Annotated in this window: 21 protein-coding genes; 15 read left to right on the forward strand and 6 right to left on the reverse strand. The window is 58.9% G+C overall.

The window, feature by feature from the left end:
• From murC to ftsZ, 7 genes are all read left to right on the forward strand, one after another.
• Positions 1-1,469, forward strand: a 1,469-nt coding sequence (gene murC / locus RMO15_RS31320) for a UDP-N-acetylmuramate--L-alanine ligase (protein ID WP_309722608.1), incomplete at its 5' end; no start/stop codon positions are given.
• Between the two features lie 58 nt (positions 1,470-1,527).
• Complete coding sequence (locus tag RMO15_RS31325; RefSeq protein WP_309722610.1) at positions 1,528-2,532, forward strand: D-alanine--D-alanine ligase; 1,005 nt, start codon at positions 1,528-1,530, stop codon at positions 2,530-2,532.
• Positions 2,533-2,534: 2 nt separating this feature from the next.
• Complete coding sequence (locus tag RMO15_RS31330; protein ID WP_309722613.1) at positions 2,535-3,362, forward strand: FtsQ-type POTRA domain-containing protein; 828 nt, start codon at positions 2,535-2,537, stop codon at positions 3,360-3,362.
• Positions 3,359-4,195, forward strand: a complete 837-nt coding sequence (locus RMO15_RS31335; protein WP_309722616.1) for a DUF881 domain-containing protein — start codon at positions 3,359-3,361, stop codon at positions 4,193-4,195. The genes RMO15_RS31330 and RMO15_RS31335 overlap by 4 nt, the downstream gene beginning before the upstream one ends.
• Positions 4,192-4,575, forward strand: coding sequence for a small basic family protein (locus RMO15_RS31340; RefSeq protein WP_309722619.1), 384 nt, complete (start codon positions 4,192-4,194; stop codon positions 4,573-4,575). The genes RMO15_RS31335 and RMO15_RS31340 overlap by 4 nt, the downstream gene beginning before the upstream one ends.
• 2 nt (positions 4,576-4,577) lie before the next feature.
• The gene (gene ftsA / locus RMO15_RS31345) at positions 4,578-5,810 is read left to right on the forward strand and encodes a cell division protein FtsA (protein ID WP_309722621.1); all 1,233 of its coding nucleotides are present in this window, start codon (positions 4,578-4,580) and stop codon (positions 5,808-5,810) included.
• 120 nt (positions 5,811-5,930) lie between these two features.
• Positions 5,931-7,130 (forward strand): cell division protein FtsZ, encoded by a 1,200-nt coding sequence (gene ftsZ / locus RMO15_RS31350; protein ID WP_309722625.1) that lies wholly within the window; start codon positions 5,931-5,933, stop codon positions 7,128-7,130.
• 78 nt (positions 7,131-7,208) lie between these two features.
• Here ftsZ and RMO15_RS31355 read toward each other — a convergent pair whose 3' ends face one another.
• Positions 7,209-9,515 carry a glycosyl hydrolase gene (locus RMO15_RS31355; protein WP_309722629.1) on the reverse strand — a complete coding sequence of 769 codons (2,307 nt, stop codon included), beginning with the start codon at positions 9,513-9,515 and terminating at the stop codon, positions 7,209-7,211.
• A gap of 92 nt (positions 9,516-9,607) precedes the next feature.
• On the opposite strand from RMO15_RS31355, the gene RMO15_RS31360 reads away from it, so the two are divergent.
• The 6 genes from RMO15_RS31360 to RMO15_RS31385 all read left to right on the forward strand — a co-directional run bounded on the left by RMO15_RS31360 (position 9,608) and on the right by RMO15_RS31385 (position 15,140).
• Positions 9,608-10,687, forward strand: coding sequence for a hypothetical protein (locus RMO15_RS31360; protein WP_309722632.1), 1,080 nt, complete (start codon positions 9,608-9,610; stop codon positions 10,685-10,687).
• Between the two features lie 14 nt (positions 10,688-10,701).
• Positions 10,702-11,745 carry a hypothetical protein gene (locus tag RMO15_RS31365; protein ID WP_309722635.1) on the forward strand — a complete coding sequence of 348 codons (1,044 nt, stop codon included), beginning with the start codon at positions 10,702-10,704 and terminating at the stop codon, positions 11,743-11,745.
• Between the two features lies 1 nt (position 11,746).
• Positions 11,747-12,766 carry a hypothetical protein gene (locus RMO15_RS31370; RefSeq protein ID WP_309722638.1) on the forward strand — a complete coding sequence of 340 codons (1,020 nt, stop codon included), beginning with the start codon at positions 11,747-11,749 and terminating at the stop codon, positions 12,764-12,766.
• Positions 12,767-13,825, forward strand: coding sequence for a hypothetical protein (locus RMO15_RS31375; RefSeq protein WP_309722640.1), 1,059 nt, complete (start codon positions 12,767-12,769; stop codon positions 13,823-13,825).
• Positions 13,826-13,829: 4 nt separating this feature from the next.
• On the forward strand, positions 13,830-14,858 hold the full coding sequence (locus tag RMO15_RS31380; protein ID WP_309722643.1) for a hypothetical protein: 1,029 nt from the start codon (positions 13,830-13,832) through the stop codon (positions 14,856-14,858).
• A 63-nt stretch (positions 14,859-14,921) separates the two neighbouring features.
• On the forward strand, positions 14,922-15,140 hold the full coding sequence (locus RMO15_RS31385) for a hypothetical protein (protein WP_309722645.1): 219 nt from the start codon (positions 14,922-14,924) through the stop codon (positions 15,138-15,140).
• Positions 15,141-15,278: 138 nt separating this feature from the next.
• On the opposite strand, the gene RMO15_RS31390 is transcribed toward RMO15_RS31385, so the two are convergent.
• From RMO15_RS31390 to RMO15_RS31410, 5 genes are all read right to left on the reverse strand, one after another.
• Complete coding sequence (locus RMO15_RS31390) at positions 15,279-15,845, reverse strand: hypothetical protein (RefSeq protein ID WP_309722647.1); 567 nt, start codon at positions 15,843-15,845, stop codon at positions 15,279-15,281.
• Between the two features lie 11 nt (positions 15,846-15,856).
• A complete protein-coding gene (locus tag RMO15_RS31395) occupies positions 15,857-16,012 on the reverse strand; it encodes a lipoprotein (RefSeq protein WP_309722650.1) in 156 nt (51 codons plus the stop codon).
• Between the two features lie 9 nt (positions 16,013-16,021).
• Positions 16,022-17,275, reverse strand: a complete 1,254-nt coding sequence (locus RMO15_RS31400) for a glutathionylspermidine synthase family protein (protein WP_309722653.1) — start codon at positions 17,273-17,275, stop codon at positions 16,022-16,024.
• Between the two features lie 6 nt (positions 17,276-17,281).
• A complete protein-coding gene (locus tag RMO15_RS31405; RefSeq protein ID WP_309722656.1) occupies positions 17,282-17,491 on the reverse strand; it encodes a hypothetical protein in 210 nt (69 codons plus the stop codon).
• Between the two features lie 102 nt (positions 17,492-17,593).
• Entirely contained in the window at positions 17,594-17,902 is a 309-nt protein-coding gene (locus tag RMO15_RS31410; RefSeq protein WP_309722659.1) for a hypothetical protein, read from the reverse strand.
• A gap of 20 nt (positions 17,903-17,922) precedes the next feature.
• Between RMO15_RS31410 and RMO15_RS31415 the strand changes: the two genes are divergently transcribed.
• Complete coding sequence (locus tag RMO15_RS31415; RefSeq protein ID WP_309722662.1) at positions 17,923-19,056, forward strand: AAA family ATPase; 1,134 nt, start codon at positions 17,923-17,925, stop codon at positions 19,054-19,056.
• The coding region (locus tag RMO15_RS31420; protein ID WP_309722665.1) for a hypothetical protein at positions 19,053-19,253 on the forward strand (201 nt) is incomplete at its 3' end. The genes RMO15_RS31415 and RMO15_RS31420, both read left to right, overlap by 4 nt.

The raw sequence follows: 19,253 nt of genomic DNA on the forward strand, positions 1-19,253 counted from the left end.
AACGAACGAAGCCGGGTGGGTTCGAGCCGGGTGGGTTCCGGGTAGGTTCGCCTGCCGAAGTCCGTCCGCTCCCGGACGGGCCGCTGCACTTTGTCGGCATTGGGGGCGCGGGCCAGAGCGCCATTGCCTATGTTTTAGCCCAGCGCGGGCGCGTCGTGCGCGGGAGCGACTCGGGCATCTCGGATGCGGCAAGAGCACGGCTTGAGAGTGTCGGCTGCCAGATCTTCACGACGCACGCCGCCGAAAACCTCGCGCCCGACACCGCCGCCGTCATCGCCACGGATGCCGTCAACGAGCAAAACCCAGAAGTCGCCGAAGCCCTAAAACGCGGTCTGCCCGTCTTCCGTCGCCCCGAAGCCCTCGCCAACTTAACCAACTCCGCAAAAACTTCCATCTGCGTTGCAGGGACGCACGGCAAGACCACCACGACGGGCATGATCGCCAGCATTTTAATTCACGCGGGCCTCACCCCCACGGTTCTGATCGGCGGCGATCTCCCCCTCATCAACGGAAACTCCCAAAACGGCGACCCCGACTTAGTCGTCGCCGAAGCCTGCGAAGCCTACGGCGGCCTCGATTGTTTGTCGCCCACGATTGCCGTCATCACCAACTGCGAACCCGATCACCTAGACTTCCACGGCTCCGAAGAAAACTTCTACGCGGCTTTTACCCGTTTCATCAATAATACTCGCTCTGATGGAACAGTTTTCTATCATTCAGAAGACAAAGGTTCTCGAATAGCAGTCCATAATGCATCACCGTTCAATGTCCGGTTACGATCATTCCAAGGAAATTCAACAACATTAAAATCAGGAAAAATAACAGTTACAAATGATGGACTGATCAAATTTCCGATTTTCTCCTCAAAATCAGAGATATTTCTGTTTGATGATCGTTCCCGTTCAATACAGATTGGCGAAGTCACTCTTAGAACCCCTGGATCGCATAACATAGACAATGCCTGCGTAGCGATACTTGCAGTGCTGTTCACCTGTCTCGGCGTGACTACGGAGCAGGCAATCGCAGGTTTGGAAACCTTCACGGGAACCGGGCGGCGGTTTGAGCGTCTGGGCGAGGTGGGCGATATAGCCGTTGTGGACGACTACGCGCACCATCCCACGGAAATCCGGGCGACGCTTCAGGCGGCGCGGCAGGCTTTCCCAAATCGCCGGATTGTGGCGATCTACCAGCCGCACTTGCCAAGCCGCACCCGCGACTTCCTCGACGGGTTCGCCGATGCTCTGATTGGAGCCGATGTGCTCTATCTCACCGACATCTACTTAGCGCGCGAGCCCGAGCAGCCAGGGCTTATCGAGACGCTTGCGGAGAAATCGGGGGCAACTCTGGTCAAAGATCGCTTTGCCCTCCCCAGCACCCTCGCGCGGGAACTAAAACCCGGTGATGTGGCTCTCTTTATGGGCGCAGGCAATATCCGCGAACAAGCCGAAGAATTCTTGAGGGGGCTTTAGCCTCCTTGCCGCAACAGCGGGCCGCTTTAGCCGCCCGGAAAACGACGAAAAAAACAATATGGCAGAGAAATTAAAAATTGCAGTTTTGATGGGCGGACAGTCCGCCGAGCGGAGTGTGTCGCTGGCAACGGGCACACAGGTTCTCAACGCGCTCGATCCCGAGAAGTACGCGGTCATCGCAATCGACACCGCTACCGGCCTCTCCTCACTCCCCCGCCGGGCGGGAGCTGGGGGGGAAGAATCGCCCATCACGGCGCTGACGCAGCTTCCCCTGCTTGAGAAAGACGGGCTCCCGGATGTGGTCTTTATCGCTCTTCATGGGCCGGGCGGTGAGGACGGCAGCGTGCAGGGTTTTTTAGAGACCCTACGGATTTCCTACACTGGCAGTGGCGTTTTGGCCTCGGCGCTGGCGATGGACAAGGCGCGCTACAAGATGCTCTGCACCAGCGCCAGCATTCCCACCCCCGCGGGCATTGTGATTAGGAAAGAGGAGTCCGCGCGAAGGCGCAAGGCAAGTGAGGAGATCGGGCTTCAGCTTGGCTACCCGGTGGTGATCAAGCCCTGTCGGCAAGGCTCCAGCTACGGCACGCGCCTGGTGAAAGCTCCCGAGGAAGTGCTGGATGCTCTCAAGGATACGTTCCGCTACGATGACACCGCACTGGTGGAAGAGTGTATCAAGGGCACCGAGATCACCGTGGCCGTTCTGGGCAACGAAGCCGACTGCTTTGCGCTCCCTCCGGTGGAGATTGTCCCCAAGCACGAGTTCTTTGACTTCGAGGACAAGTACAGCGCCGATGGTGCCGAAGAGATCTGTCCTGCGAGGCTCAGCGAGGAAGATACCAAAGAGGCAAAAGAGCTGGCGCTGGAGTGCCACCGGCTTCTAGGTTGCCGTGGCATGAGCCGCACGGATATGTTTGTCACCGACGATGGCTGTGTGGTTTTAGAGACCAACACCATTCCGGGGATGACTCCCACCAGCCTGCTTCCCAAGGCGGCAGCGGCAGCGGGGATCTCATTTGAGAAGCTACTCGATCTGCTGATCGGCTACGCAAAGGGGAAATAACCATGGTTCGCACACACGCTCGTCCTGTTCGACACCTGCGACTTGCCCGTCGCACGAAGTCTGTCAACCGTCGCAAACCCAATATTTTGCGTCGCGTGCTCGGGATTGCCTTACTGGTGCTGATAGCCGAGTGTGTGGCGGTAGCGCTTCTCTCACCGCGCTTCCAGGTCAAGACAACCAAGGTCTCGGGGCTCAAGAGCATTCCGCTCGCACGTATTCGGGCACAGTTCCAGGTTCCCAAGGGGCAGAATCTCTTTTTGTCCCCCACGGGAGACTGGGAAAAGTCTATTGCTCGCCTGCCTGCGGTAGCTTCGGTAAGTATTGAGAAGCGCCTACCTGGCTCGCTGGACGTGCTGGTTCAGGAGCGCAAGCCGTGGGCAAGTATCCGTACCAAAGATGGGCGCTGGCACACCATAGATGAAAATTTCATTCCTTTCCGTGTGACCGCAAGTCCTGAGGCGGGGCTTTTGCGAGTTCTGGCCTCTGATTTTGATGCCTGGGAGGCAATTCCGGGCATTCCGCTTCCCTCAGCCGGGCTTGGTGCCGCTCAAGAATGCGCCCGCTGGCTTGCAGACTACGGAAAATTTCCCGTGACACAGATTGAGATTGATGCGGGTTCTAAGGTATGCTTAAATAGAGTCGGGGGAGTGCCCGTTTATCTGGGATCCAGCGAAAAAACTCGGGAGAAACTAACCGCGTTGGAGAAGCTCCTTGTCGAGCGCCCTGATCTTGCCTTTAAAGACAGTAAGTCACTCCACTATATTAATTTGTTCGCCGCGGATGCCCCTGCAATCGCGGAGATCCTGCACCCAACCGAAAAAAAGCCATGAGCGTCATCCTTGCCCCGGGTCGTCATAGACCCTGGCTCACCCAGATCACCCTACTCTCTATCATTATGGGAGGGCTTCTCGCCCTCTCCCTAAAAACCCAGGATCGGATTCGTCGCGATCTCGTCGGGCACTCTAGCACGGCAGCGATGGCGGAGGCCTACACGAAGGCCAGCAACGAGACCCAGCAGCTTCGCAAACAAGTGGCTCAGCTCCGTGCCCAGAACCAAAAGTATGTGGCAGACATTGCCGACGAAGGCAACCGTAGTACCAAGGCTATTGCGGAGGAGCTTCAGAAGGTTAATGTGCTGGCAGGCCTGACTCCCGTGACAGGGCCAGGTGTCATTGTCACCCTGCGCGATTCGAAAAAAACGACCACTAAGCCAGTGGGTATCACCGATGCCGCCTGGCAAGAGGCCACTGCGGAGTATCTGATCCACGATGCCAATATCCGTGATGTGATCAATGAGCTCAAAAACGCGGGGGCGGAGGCGATCTCCATCAACGACCAGCGTGTGGTGGGTTCGACCGCGATCCGGTGTGTGGGCAACAATGTCCATGTCAATGCTGTGCCGACAGCGGGCTCGCCGGTGATTATCAAGGCAATCGGTGACCCGGACTTGATCCAGTCGGGCTTGCTGATGCGCGGCGGTATTAAAGAACACTTCGTAGACCCCGAGATGATCGCGGTAGACAAGGCCGAGACACTGACGCTTCCTGCTTTCTCCGGTGCAACTCCCCTGCGCTTTGCCAAACCGGCAGGGGATGTTAAGGGCGAGCAGGCACAGCGCCAATCCGAAGAGGCATCCAAAGCCATGACTGGAGGGGCACCATGACCATTCGTACCGGAGTTCTCTTTCCCATTGTCGGGGGTATCATTGGCTTTTTGGGTGTCTATCTCTCGCAGTACACCATCCCGGAGAGCCTCGCCTCGTACCTTTCGCTGGCAGCGCTGGCGGGCCTGGACTCAATCTGTGGCGGAATCCGCTCCGGCGTTGAGGGGAAGTTTCAGGACAATATCCTCCTCACAGGATTTGCCATTAACACCGTGTTGGCTGCAGCACTGGCCTATCTGGGAGATCGAATTGGGGTGAACCTGCACCTAGCGGCTGTCGTGCTTCTTGGTGGGCGTGTCTTTACCAACCTCTCGCTGATTCGGCGCTACTGGCTGAGCCAGCGACAAGCACATCCCCTGAAGCAAGAGACGGCGCTCTAAAAATGAGTGAGCTGGTCGTCGCCCTGGATATTGGGACAACCAAGGTCTGCACGCTGGTCGCGGAGGTGCAGGCGGGCGGGGTGGTGAAGCTGCTTGGTGTGGGGCATGTGCCGTGTAGCGGCCTGCGGCGTGGTGCCGTGGTGGACATGGCCAAGACCATTGAGGCGATTGAAGCCTCGGTGGAGCAAGCCAGTGCGGCGGCAGGCGTGGAGATTCGCTCGGTTCTGGTGGGAATCACTGGAGAGCACATCACCAGCCTGAATGCCCGTGGGGTTGCCGCCGTGCTCAGCCCAGATCGTGAGGTTCGGCGAGCAGATGTCAGTCGGGTTCTGGAGAGTGCGCGACTGATTGTCCTCCCCCCAGATCGAGAGATCCTACACGTCTTACCGCGCTACTTCACCCTCGATGGTCAGGAAGGGATTAAGAACCCCGTGGGCATGTGTGGGACGCGGCTAGAGGTGGACACGCATATTGTCACGGGTGCTGCGGCCCTGCTACGGAATGTCTCGGCCTGTGTGGAGAAAACGGGGCTCACGATTGAGGAGCTGATCCTAGAGCCCATGGCCTCGGGCGAAGCCGTGCTCCTGCCTGCCGAGCGCGAGCTCGGTGTTGCGCTTCTCGATATTGGTGGCGGCACAACCGATATCGCACTGTTCCGACAGGGTGAGATCTGCCACTCTGCCGTGGTGCCCGTCGGGGGCACCCTGGTCACACGCGATGTGGCAGCGTTCTTACGCACATCACTCGAAGAAGCGGAGCGGATCAAGTGCGCGGCAGGCTGTGCACAACCGGGGACACTCTCGGAGGAGGAGTCACTGCCCTATGCACTGCTGGGTAGTGAAGAAACCGGTCAGGGGCGAGCAGCGCGGCGAGAGCTAGCAGAGGTAATCGAGGCACGTTGTACCGAACAGATGCAGCTTGTTAAGAAAGAGCTCCTGCGTAGCAATCTGTTCGACTCACTACCTGCCGGAGTCGTGCTGTGCGGGGGAGGAGCGCTCCTTCCAGGGCTTGCCGAGCTCACCGAACAGCTTCTAGGGATGCCGGTGCGCGTGGGCTGTGTGCGAACCACCAGTGCACAGGCAGCAGGCCTGACAACACCAAGCTATGCGACAGCGTTTGGGCTGGTACAATGGGGAGCAAAACGGATCAAACCAGTCAGGCGAGTCCGTCCCCAAGGAGTTCTAGGGCGCTTCCGGGCGCTGTTTGCTCACAAAGAGCTAGAACATAATTTTTAGTTATACAAACACAAGTTTTGTAGGAGATCCGTGATCTGAAACGAAACTTAACAAACAGTTTACATAAAAACAGACTGGGAAATAATCGAGAGGCAATTCATGGAAGGACGTGGTAGCGGGATGAGTAGTGCAACACTAGACCCGTTTGCGCGGATCAAGGTAATTGGTGTGGGTGGGGGCGGTCAAAACGCTGTCAACCGCATGATTGAGGCAGGGCTCGCAGGAGTCGAGTTCTGGGTGATGAATACTGATATTCAGGTACTCAAGACGACAGCGGCAGAGAACACCATGCAGCTGGGTGTCCGGCTGACCAATGGTCTAGGTGCGGGAGGCGATCCGGAGATCGGACGGGCCAGCGCCGAAGAGAGCAAGTCGGAGATTCAGAAGGCGCTTGATGGGGCTGATATGGTCTTTATCACGGCGGGTATGGGAGGCGGAACCGGAACGGGTGCCGCCCCGGTCATCGCCGAAGTTGCCCGGGATATGGGCATTCTGACGGTAGCGGTGGTCACCAAGCCTTTCCGCTTTGAGGGGCCACGCCGCGCCCGGCTCGGCGAAGAAGGGATTGACCGACTCAAGGCCCATGTGGACACCGTGATCGTGATCCCCAACGATCGGCTTCTCAACGTAGTCGAGAAGCGTGCCACTCTGGTCGAAGCATTCAAAGAGGCAGATGAGGTTCTGCGTCAGGGTGTGGCGGGTATCTCCGATATCATCACCATCCCCGGACTCATCAATGTCGACTTTGCCGACGTGAAAGCGGTAATGCGTGACGCGGGTACCGCGCTGATGGGAATCGGCTTTGCCGAGGGCGATCACCGTGCCATAGAAGCAGCACAGGCCGCCGTCAACTCCCCGCTTTTGGAGACCGAGATCTCCGGTGCACGGGCCGTTCTTGTCAATATCACGGCGGGCCCGGATCTTACCCTTGCGGAGGTCTACGAAGCCGCCGACCTCATCCGCGAGAAAACGGATGCCGAGGATGCCAATATCATCTTTGGTACCGTGGTAGATGCACGGCTCCAGGGCGCGGTGCGCATCACGGTTCTGGCAACGGGCTTCCAGAACACGGGCAGTTCCAAGAAGGCTAGTATCCCAGCGGCGACCATGACCCCCACCCCAAGCGCGACCCGGATGGACACGATCTTCTCACGCGGAGCCTCCACGGAAACGGCTTCGGGAGCGAGCACAAGCTCTACTGCCACAACGACGAGTCCGGCGACGGACTTGGCGGAAGAGCGAGTCGAAGAGAAGCAAAAAGCCACAACGGCAACAGCGACGGACATGTTAGACATTCCAACATTCCTTCGCCGCCGCTAGGCACTCTCTCGGCACTTTCCCGGCCACTCTGTCTCTCCCCGCTTCTTCTTGAAGAAGCGAGGAGAGGCTTTTTGGTTTTTAGGAGTTCAGCAGGGTAAGAGTAACCGGGCCGAGTAGTCCACTGGCCCTCACCGGCCACTTGCTCGCGTCGAAGTGCTTATAGTCTAGGTTCACAAAGTTGATGTCGTAGAAGTTCTGCCAGACCACCCCGCGCCAGTCTAGGTCTCTGATACGATTGGCCGCAAGGCTCGCTACCTCAATCTCCAGCACGTTGCCAGTGGGCTTGGTGATCGTCAGCTCCAATGTAAACGGGGCCAGGATCATGGTTCCTACTTCCTCACCATTAAGCCGTACCGAGGCGCTCTCACAGACGCGTCCCAGCTCCAGTAAGTAGCGCCCCGGCTTCGCGTCAAAGACGGTCGTGTAGCGTGCCGTCCCGGAGAACGCCTCGTACGCTGCCCCCTGCTCTGTCCAAGAGCCCAGTTTTTCGCAAGAAAACGGCGGCGGCAGGCTCGGGCCACCGTCCAAGAACACCACCCCCCAGCCACGCAAATCCCTACCCCCTAGCCCCCGCCGAGCGGGGGACATCCGTACATCGCCGGTGGTGAGGATCACGGAGGCATTTGGGGTCAGCTCACGGGTGCCTTCGCCCCCCGTGAGCGGGTTGAGGCAGCGCCCGACGGTTTCGCTGGGAAGCGTGATAGTCTTCTGTGTGGGATTGACCACGAAGCGCACCGTCTTGCCATCAAGGGTTCGCCGCACCAGGCGTAGCCCTGAATCGGCCAGCACCTCGCGCTTTGCGCCTGCCTGGATGAGAGCGGCCTCCAGCTCAGTGCGAGGCGTGGGGCGTAGACCGCGCTTTATTGTTTCCAGTTTGGCGCGACGCTCGGGGAGCTTGCCAAAGCCCGGAACATCGGTGGGAAGTGCGTCCAGGAAGAAGACGGGGATCGCAAGCTTCTTCAGGCGTGCCAGAGTCTCGGGGGGAATGTGGGTTGTTTTTGGCACGACAACGGCTTTGTAGCGTACGGGGAGTTTCTTGGCGAGCATACGATCCGAGACAAAGTCAAACTGCCAGCCTCGGTCAAAGAGTTCTTGCGCCAGTGGCCCGAGTGCTTGCTTCTCCAGCCAGTCGCGGTGGTGGACGGTGAGCTTCTCAATGCGCCCTTTTTGGGAGTGTAGCAAGTCGTGGTAGGGCCAGTAGAGCAGCACATCACTGCCCGGCTCCCCAGATTGCAAGAACGACTGGCAGCGCGTGATGTAGTCGTGGAGGGTGCGGGCGTGCCGCCAGATCGGGTTACGTGGGTTCATCTGGGTCGAGGCGTAGAACACCCACCCTGGCCACGCCGCCTCGTCGGGCGAGTAGATCGTCCCGTGCCAGAAGATATGGTTGATGCCCGAGAGAAACATCTCATCCACAAGGACTTTCAAGTCCCCCAGCGTCTCGGTGAAGTGCTCTTTGAGCCACGTGCCCGTCTCCGCTGATGCCAGCTTCTTGCCGGTCACATACGCCGCCGACGAGGCAAACTTGCTGACGAGCATACTCCGATCGTCGCGGAACATCTCGGTCTCGGGGATATCGGCCAGCGCGTAGAGATCCAGTAAGTTCCCCGGCGCTCCGTGGGCCTCGTAGCGCGAGCGCATCCCGCGCCGCTTGCCCCACGCGATCCAGACCGGCTGGGCGCGCTCGATCATCAGGTCCGAGTGTGTCTCACGGTAGTCAGCGAGAATCCGACGTGCCTGCTCATCGGTACCCTTAAATGCCTCGACGTGGTCTTGCAGGCGATAGCCGTGCTTTTTCTCAAACGTCTCTAAAAGCTCGGGAGCCCAGTCATTGTTGTACTCGTAGCTGTCCTGATAGATGGCACGCGGCAGCGGCCCTTTCCAGCCGGAGAAGGCGCGGGTGAAGCGCTCCATAAACCGCCGGTGCGCTCGCTCGGAGGCCGGGTTGAGCATCCAGCCCTCCCCGCCGGGGCCTGCTCGCTTGACTTTCTGACTGCTTGGCTTGCTGGTCAGCGTGCCATCGGGGCGGATCACCAGGGTCTGGTTGGCGTCTTCATCGCGCACGTTAGGGCCCCCGAGGCACCAGCCACAGCCCACGGACATGTCAATTCCCAGCCCCAGCCGCGCGGCTTCGGAGAGCGTGTGCTTGAGCAGCTCTAGCCAGCGCGGGCTGAGATACGGCACAAAGCGTTTCTCAAAGCCCTTCGCGCCGTAGATAGGAATGATGTGCACGCCCCCCATCCCCGCGTCGCGATAGCGCGTCAGCTCGCGAGTGAGATTTTCTTCATCTACCGCACTGCCCATCCACCACCAGTAGGCCCAGGGGCGCGTCTCGTGGGTCATGGGCGGCCAGAGGCTCTGCTCTGAACTCTCTTTTGTTGTCATGAAGCCTAAGTTCGACACGCATCAACCGGTTTCCTAAACCTAGACGAACGAAATCGGGCACCCTTTAGGTGCAAAGAAACGTACAATGCACTATGCACAGGCGCTTCTGGAAAAACGTGGGTCAGGGTGTGGGAATCCTCGCCTTGTTTACGCTTGTCGGTCTGGCAACGCTTCGCCTCACCACTCCACCGTTTCCCGTTATGCCCGGAGTGACGCACCGTCTTCCCGAGCTAGACAATCGCCTGATGAGTGGCTGGCTGGGCAACGACAAAGTAGTGACGGGGATTGTTGATACCTCCGCACTCATATCTACCTGCACCGTTTACCGAGAGTTGCAAGAGCCGCAGGAAATCTTTGACCTCCTTGACCACACCCGACGACCCACTCCCAACTTGCCCAAACTCCCTAAGAATGAAGATGGTAGCGATTCCTTGCGTCGAAGCAGTCCCTCCCCCTCACCCGATGGCCAGTGGCTACTCTACGACGAATGGGCTTCCCACAACAATAAAATCTTGTTCAGGCGCTGGCGACTCATCCACCCAGACGGCACGGGCACACAGATTCTTCCCTTCCCTACCTCCGCTGAGTTTCTCTACCCACACTGGCTCACCGATAGTAGCGGCTGGATAGGAACAGACTCATCAGTCAGCACCGGCTACCTCACTCGTATCAGCAGCACACACCTCACCCAAACCCCACTTTCGCTCCCTGAAAACCTGTGGCATCTCAGTGTCGTGGCGGGCGGTGAGCTCGTCTTTGCCCCGAAATGGCGTGGCCAGCCCCGGCAAATCGTGTACAAATCAAGTTCTCTGAGCACTACCACTTTGGTGCAGAAACACTCCCTTCAACTTCCTTTGGGGACACCAGACCTATTGGGGTATGGCCCTTCGCCGTTCGAATTCTCCCGCGATGGCCGGTTCTTGATCGTCCGTGCTTACCTACCGAGTTCAGACAATAGGTTTCTTGCATGGCTCCAGCAAGCCGTTCCTGGTCGAGACGCAGGATATGTCTTCTGGCGCATTCCTCGCGACGGCGGCTCCCCCGAGCGCTTGCCTCTTCCAGGCGACGCTGTGAATTTTTCACTGTCACCTGATGGAAAAAAGATTCTGTACTGGCGCGATGCCAACGAGGCGGGCTCCCAAGCCTATCTGCTGACGCTCCCGGTTCGGTAAAGGTACAATCCAACATGAGACTCACTCGCCGTCAGCACATCGCCAAAAGCCTTGGAGTGCTCCAAATCCTAGGACTGGCAGGGTTTGTCGGGTACTCTTGCCGCCCTTCACAGAAGCCTCTTGCTCCATCCCCTCTCGTCCAGCGCATCCCTGAGCTAGACAATCAAGTCGCAAGCGAGCGGGGAGTTTGGTTGGGCAATGACAAAGTCCTTACAGGACCATGGGACGACGATCCACTGATTGGGCATGGAACATTTAATTGCACGGCGACAGATATCTTTGATCTCCGTACCCATACTCATCAGCCACTTCCTCACCTGCCTCCCCTCAAAGGAAAGCAAGATTCGTATCACAGCAATCCCGTTCCCTCACCAGACGGCAAGTGGCTTCTTTATGAAGAACCTCGTCGCTGGTGGCTTGTCCGCCCAGATGGTAGCGGAGCACGATGGATTCCTTTCCCAACCGATGTGGATTACTTTGCCAGTTACTCATGGCTCGCTGATAGCAGCGGTTGGGTGGGTATGGGATCAACTCAAGACGAGAAGCGAGTCACCTACCGATTTTGGTTAGATAGCGCAAGCCATTCCCCTATTCGCCTAAACTTACCAGAATACGGCCACCTCGAAGCTATCACCAACCAAGACGAGCTGATCTTTAGCAAAGACAGATCGTTTCGTCTCCTCGCAATTCCGCTGAACGCTGGTGCCGCAAAGGCGAGAGAGCTAGACGTTCACCAAGGCACACTCAATGCACTCTGGCCAGGAAAGCACGGAGGCACATGGCCACTGGCTTTCTCACGCGATGGCCGATTCTTGATTGTCCGTGGATACCCTAGGGCAACGGAAAACCATATAGCCGACTGGTTCCCAAGCTTCCTGAAGAGCACCCACCTAGGGCTCTGGCGTGTCTCACTGGACGGAGGAGTGCCGGAGCAGCTCGTGCCTGACGATGAGATAGCGGATTTCTCGCTCTCGCCCGATGGGACAAAGATTCTGTACTGGAGTAGCGGCTATCACAACGCTACCGCGTACTTACTCACGCTTAACGAAAAAGTCTAACATGACCCTCACCCGCCGCAATATACTCACGCTTGGGCTTGGCGCACTGGCGCTTGGCGCCGTGCTCATGGCGGTTGCCTCGTCAAGCCACTCGTTTTCACGAGTCCAAGCCCTCCCGGAAATTGAAGACTACTGGCAAGCACGCTGGCTGGGCTCTGATGCCCTACTACTGACTCCCGATCTGTTTGATGAGCGCCTGAAAGATGGGAAACTCAAGCTCTCCCCTATGCACTTTGACCTGGCAACAGGAAAACGCACTCCTCTAGCCTTTCTCCCCAAAGATTCCATTGACCCGCTTCCCTCTCCCGATGGACAATGGGTGCTCTACAAAGAAAGTCGAGGAGGTGGCACGGGAAACGCAGTGCCCTATGGCGTCCGCTGGCGGCTGGTACACACAGACGGAAGCGAGACGCGCTTTCTTCCTTCCGACGGGAGTTTCCAATCCGTTCCCGACGAGATTGGTGAGCCACTCCCCTGCGCCTACTGGCTCCCGGACAGTAGCGGCTGGATCAGCGTTACCCACCGAGGCAGCAAGTACAACCAAACATTGGAACGGTTTCGTCTCGATGCCCCAAATGGTGCCCCAGAGATCCTTACGTTTCCAGGGGGCAACATCAAATCCTTCAACCTGGAGGACATCAGCCCTGATGGTCGTCTGGTGTTTACGGACTACGTCGAGTACACACTCCAACTCTGCGCTCCGGTCTCGGGGAGTGTGCCCACAGCCCCCTTTCGCATCATTCCCCCCTTCGGTGGCCTGAGTCAGTTCACCAGTGATGGCAACGCTGCCCTTGCTCTCTTTAATGTTCATAAAACGGGACTCACCGCTTGGTTTGCCGACCTCTTCCACCGCCCGCTGGACACTGTCGAGCTCAGGCGCATCCCCTTTAGTGGTGCTCCCCCCACAGCCCTCGCTACCAACCTTCCTGTTACTACCTCTTTCAACCTCTCTCCAGACCGCAAGCATGTCCTCATCCGCTCTGACCAGTTCTACGTCGTAGCCTTAGAGGAGGGAAAGTAAGTGGCACTCACACGCCGCCAAAGTATCGCCGCTGGAGCCGTCACCATTCTGGCGCTCGCACTCACCGAGTTTATTTGCTATACCCAGAGCAGTCATCAAACGCCGCCCTCACTACCCGCACTGACACAGCTTTCTGTAAAGCGTATCCCTAAGTTGGACAATCGAATTCAAAGCTGGACGGGAGCCTGGTTAGGAAACGACAGGGTAATCACGGGCATCCCCGCGCCATTTCCTGGCTTTGGCCCTGAGGTGTGCGCACATCCTGACATCTTTGACCTGAGCACGCACTCACACTACCCTCTACCCAAGCTCCGACAGAGAAAAGAGGAGGAGTCCTCCGAACAGAATACCCCTTATCCTTCGCCAGATGGCAAGTGGCTTCTCTACACAGAATACCAGGGTAACCAGACGAGCAAGACTCGCATTCGACAGCTACGATTGCTTCACCCCGATGGAAATGGCACCAGGGTTCTCCCCTTCCCCGAAGATGCAGAAAATTTAGAACCCCACTGGCTCGCAGATAGTAGTGGATGGATTGCGAATGGCTACAAGCTTTCCAATGACAAGGGGGCGACATTACCAATCGCGTATCGCTTCGATCTGGTAGATCAAGAGAATTCCCCACAAGAGCTCTCTCTAACCCGGTTCAGCAACTTGGAAACGATTACTCATAACGCTGACCTTATCTTCAACGGCAAATACTCATTTCGTCACGAATCCGTATCCCTCAACGCCCCTTCGATTCGCCCTGAGCCGCTGGACATTCGGCAGGGTGATCTCGAAGCCTTCTGGCCGGGACATCATGGCGGACCGTGGCCTCTCCAGCTCTCACGCGACGGCAGCTTTCTCCTCGTTCGTGGCTACTCGCCCTCCCTAGGCAGGCAAAGCGCCGGACTCTGGCGTATTCCCATTCCCGCTGGAGCCCCCGAGCGCCTCCCTCTTACAGGCGATGTGGAGGACTTTGCGCTCTCGCCCAATGGGAAGAAAGTGCTGTACTGGCAACGTAGCGAGTCCGGCACGCACGCCTACTTGCTGACGCTTACCGAAAGGAAAGCGTAAGCGTATGGCTCTCACTCGCCGCAGAGCAATTATTTCAGCCCTTGGGATACTGGCGTCTGGTACAGCCTTGGCCGCGGGGGCAAAGTGGAGCCGCCCCAATGCTCGCCTCACCCTCCTTCCAATGCTAGAGAAGCGGGTCGTCTCAGGCTGGCTTGGTCCAAATTCTCTACTCTGTTTCGCCTCTGAGTCGAGCTACGACGTAGCGGCAGGTCTCGTCTTTGACCTGTCAACTAACACCACTTATCCATTGCCGCCGCTCCCAACACTCCCTCCTTTCACGACAACAGCACCAGACCCTTCCCCCGATGGGCGCTGGGTGCTCTACAAGGAGTGCATAGGTGGGCCACAGTGGGACAAGACCCCCATCCCTCATGCAACCCGCTGGCGGCTGGTGCGCACCGATGGCAGTGAGACCCGCCTCTTCCCTCCCGATGGTAGCTTCCACCCGGCTCCCGATGAAGACCGCTCCCCCTCCCCCATCTTCGCCTTACCCACAGCGTACTGGCTCCCAGATAGTAGCGGCTGGATTAGTGTTCCCGACGTTAGCGATACAGGGACTTTGGAGCGGTTTCGCCTTGATGCTCCTGATAGCTCTCCAGAGCGCCTTGTATTTCCAGGTATGGGGCACAAGAGTCTGGAAGGCATCACCCCGGAGGGACGCCTCGTGTTTACGGACTGTGCAGAGTTGACTCTCCAGTTCTGCGAGCCACACTCTGGGAGCCGTCCTACCCCACCGTTTCGCCTTATGCCACCTATGGGCCTCGTGTGTAGCTTTGCCGTAAGTGGTCAAGATGTCTTAGCGCTCGTTCGTGAAGTCCCTAAGACCCGCTTCGCTGCCTGGCTGGCCCGCCTGCTGCACCGCCCTGAGGACACCACAGAGCTATGGCGCTTCCCACTTGATGGTTCCCATCCCACACGTATCGAGATCATGCCACCAGAGACGTACTTTTTTGACGCTTCTCCAGATGGCAAGCGTGTCTTCTTGCGTAGCTACGATGAGCAAACCTACTTGCTGACGCTTACCAGAACGTGACGGAGCGCTTGACGTAGGTGGTGAGGCTGAGGGCAGAAAAAAGAGAGTGGTATACTTTTCGGTATGGGAACTCCTTTAGAAGAACGTGTCGCACGCCTCGAAAATGTGGTTGACAAGCTCGTGAAAGCACAGCCTGTCGTCACCTCAGAGAAGGCTTGGTGGGAGCGGATTCATGGGATATTCAAGGACAGCCCCGACTTTGAGGAAGCCACTCGCCTGGGTCGCGAGTACCGCGAGTCTCAGCACCCTAAAGAGGACGAAACGCTCCCCGAGGCAGCGTAGGAATGTATCTGCTGGACACGGATCATATGAGCTTACTCCAGCGCGGGGTGAGGAATCCAACCACATACTACGGCACTTACGCCCCCTACCCCAAGATGACGTGTTGAAGATTGGAGTGCCGAGTAGCGCTTCCCTAGGCTACTTAAACGTCACGGGGCGCTTGACGTAGGTGGCGATCTCGTTGGCGAGGGTGAGGGCGTCGCGCTCTTCGTAGACTTCGTAGATGGGCTGCTCGTGGCCGTCGGTGTGGAGCAGGCTCAGGGCGTAGAGGTAGCGCCCTGCGGCATCTTTGCGCTCGTGGACACGCACTCCCTCAACACGGCGGAAGCGGGTGACGAGCTCGTTGTTACGAAAGATCGTCCCATTGCGGGCGTTGAAGACAAACGTGATTGGCGCTTTGTAGGCATGGCGCAGGTACAGCGGGAAGCCGACCAGCATCCCTACGGTAGAGAACATCCAGAGAAAGCCGAAATGGTTTTTCTTAGGCGCGAAGAAGTCTGCCGCGGAGCTGACTCCCCACTGCGCTGCGCTTTGGGTCGCAATGAGGCCCAGTATGAGAACGCCGCTGGCCATGAAGGCAAAAAAGGCAAGCGCGTACCAGGTGAAGCTCCCCTGGTGCTGGAGAGTTACCGTGAGCTGCTCGCGCTGCCGCTCCACCAAAAAGGGGCCAACAGTGCGCGGAGTATCGAGTTCAGGCAGAGCCATAGTAGCCACGGCTAGGGAGGAGGAGGGGGTACTCCGATGCCATTAGATGGTGACGGTGTCGAGCGGATTGTCACGGGGCCGGGGTCTTTGGGGAGCAGTGTCGCCCCACCCGCGCCACATCCCGCCACGAGAACTAGTAAAACCAGCCAGAGAAATGTGCGTTTCATATCCCTGTCTTATCTCAAATTTGAGGCAATTGCAACGGGAAGAAACAGCGCGTCGTCATCGGTGATAGGCCCGCAGACGCGCAGGCCGATGGCGCTCGGGTCGCCGTCTAACACGAAGACCGAGTGCAGGAGCGAGAGCGTCTTTTCCCCCGACTCCGTAGGAACCGTGACCGTGGGCATTTGGACATACTTTTGCCAGAGCATCGGCTGACTGTTGTAGAGATCCAGACCACCTTTTGTCTCAGTCTCGCCGCTCTCTCCCACCAGCCGCACGGAGTGCCCTTCGCGGCCATAGACCGGCTTGACAATGTGCCGCTCGCCCAGAAACGCGGGATCAAGGTAGCTAGGCAGAAAGTACCGGGCGATTATCCCACGGGTCGCGTCATCGAAGAAGCTGTCTTGCTCGTAGAGGCCCCAGATTAGCGCCTGCACCGCCTTGCTCTGCCATAAAAACGCACCGGGTGGGTTGAGTAGCGCCACGCAGCGCCGCTGAACCAGAGAGAGAAATTTCGCACCGTGCGCATTGCCGAGCGCGTCGCGATCTTCCGCAAACCACTCCAGCGGGTAGAGCCGGTAGAGCAGCGCAATGGGCCGTCCATCGGCGCTGTCTACCAGTGCATCGTCGGTGAGGGCAAGCTGGCTGATGGGAATGTGCCGCACGTCCACACCGGGAATCTGACGTAGCAGCTCGCAGATAAACTCGGTCGTCCCAGAGTCTTCGACATGGCCGTCCAGCGACGTTCCGACGATCAGGGGGCGTGCCTCAAGGTTGGTGAGATTTGCAAGGCTCGCCCCCACGGCTCGGGCCAGAGTTGCCAGTAGCCGATCTCGCTCCCCAGCGTTGGGGTCTTGCTGGCCAAAGTAGCCACACACGCTGGCATTGATCTCGAAGCACTCTCGGATAAAGGCGGGCGTGTCGGTGTTGAACTCGATGAGCTTAAAGCCCCCCTCAGGGCTCTGGATCAGATCCAGGCGGCCAAAGGGAACATCCGAAACGCCGGGAAAGACGCCACGAACCACTTCCAGCGTCTCGCGTGGCAGACCAAGCTGGAGCAGTGTGGCATTGTCCAGGGTGCGCAGGAGCGGTGCGGTCTGGGCAAAGACAGTATAGATGGCGCGTGCGGCCTCTTGAAGTGCCTGGTACTCGGCTAGAGAGAGGGTGTGGGTGTGGAGCAGCGCGTACTCTTCGCCGCCCACATCGCTCCAGAAGTCAGGAGTTAAGGCAAAAAATTCCCGTCGTGCTGTTTTATCGTCGTCGGTCAAGGAATTCTAGCCGCCTGCCGAGAACGCCCCGCGTCCGCCACCAAAGCTCCCCCGGCTCCCCGACGAGTAGACGCCACCGACGTAGCCCCCACCGCCACCCGACGAGTAGCTCGTGCTGCCCTCTTCGTCGTCGCGCTTTGTATTGCAGCCGGAGGTCACCGCCAGTGTCGCCGCCGCTACCACGGCTCCTAAAAGAAGCTTCTGTGTCTTATCCATAGTGGTCTGTGACTCGCAGGATACCTGAAAGTTGCAAGTCAGGCCGCTTTTTTCAGCTCGGGCTTCGCTTTCTCCGCCTCTTGGAGCATTTTTAGGCGCTCTTTAGCTTCCTGGGCTGAGCCCGTCTTGCGCCCCTGAAGGGTCTGCATCATCACTTTCAGCTTGTTCATACCCGTAAGTATCGGCAGGCTGATCGTGCAAGTGGAGACGGATCGGGTCGCCCGCAAGGCTCATGGCGGCGGGAATCTCCGGGCGGGTATCGAGCAAGTACGATGAGGGAACCATCGGGGCGGCAGCATCGAGGACACTTCCCAGCAGGCGCAGTAGCAAGCGCCGCGCCCCTTCCTCACCACCAAGAGTTTTTCGTACCCGCACCGCTTGCTCGGGAGGGAGGTCAATGACTATACGCACGGCGAATTATACCGCTAACTATGGAGACAACACAGGCAGACGCCGCAGCGCGGCTGCGGGCGGCGGTGGAGAGCGCATCAACGGGGCTCATTGAGCGGGAGACAGTGGCGGAGGCGATTGCGCTGTGCGCGGTGGCAGGGGAGCACTTGCTGCTCATCGGGCCACCGGGAACGGCGAAGTCCGAGGCGGCGCGACGGATGGCAAAAACCCTCGGGGGGAGCTACTTTGAGTACTTGCTCGGGCGCTTCACCGAGCCCAGCGAGCTCTTTGGCCCGATTGATCTGCGGCGCCTGCGCGAGGGTATTGTTGAGACCGAAACCAACGGGATGCTCCCCGAGGCTGAACTGGCGTTTCTCGATGAGATTTTCCTCGGTTCCACCGCGATCCTCAACACGCTCCTGGCGATTCTGAACGAGCGGACGTTTCGGCGTGGGAGCACACAACTTGCGGTGCCACTCCGGCTCTGCATCGGAGCCTCCAATGCCCTCCCTGATGAAGGTGCACTGGCGGCGTTTGCCGATAGATTTCTGGTGCGGCTCTTTCTGGAGCCCGTCGCCGACCCGCTCTTGGAGGACTTGCTGGAGCAGGGCTGGAACCGGCAAGCGCTCGCCTCGGAGCCACTCGCCTCACTGGCGGACTTAGACTTGCTGAGCGCTGCGTGCCAAAAAGTGGAACTCTCAACGGTTCGTCCGACCCTGGCCCAGGCGCTACGCACGCTGCGACAGGCGGGCATCACGCTGAGTGACCGCCGTGCCGTGCGCACCCAGCGCCTGATCGCCGCCGCCGCCACGCTCGCGGGGCGAACCGAGGCCACGCCCGCCGATCTCTGGCCCCTGATCTACGCCGTGCCCACCCGCGACGAGCAAGCGCTTGCCCGAGAGGCGTTCCGTCCCCTGCTGGCCACCGCCGAGAACGCCGCCCTGCCTCACGCCGCCGAAGAGGCATCGCTAGGGCCACTCGCCCGCGCCCAGCGGCTCTCGGGAGGCATCCGAAAGCTCCTCGCCGCTCCGCCAGAAGCCCCCGACGCGCTCGCTGCCTGGAAGCTGCGCCTCGAAGGGGCACTACGCGAGATAGATGCGGGGTTCGCCCCTGAGCGCCTCCCTGAGGATCTCGCCCAGCTCCGCCAGAAGCTCATCGAGTGGGTGCGCGTGTGAGCGGCACTCTTGCGCTGGAGTGGACAGACCGTGAGCCGCCACTGCCTCCCGCGGGCCTCGTCGCCCTCGGCCCCGACGCGACGCTCCTTGCCGAGCGCCTCTCTCGGCTGGATGCGAGCGTGACGAGGCACTTGAGTGCTGTTGTGGGTTTTGCCCCCCCTCCCCGGATTTCCCTCCCTCCCCCCTGCCCCCTCCCT

Source organism: Armatimonas sp. (assembly GCF_031410135.1).
In the GTDB taxonomy this organism is placed as follows: domain Bacteria; phylum Armatimonadota; class Armatimonadia; order Armatimonadales; family Armatimonadaceae; genus Armatimonas.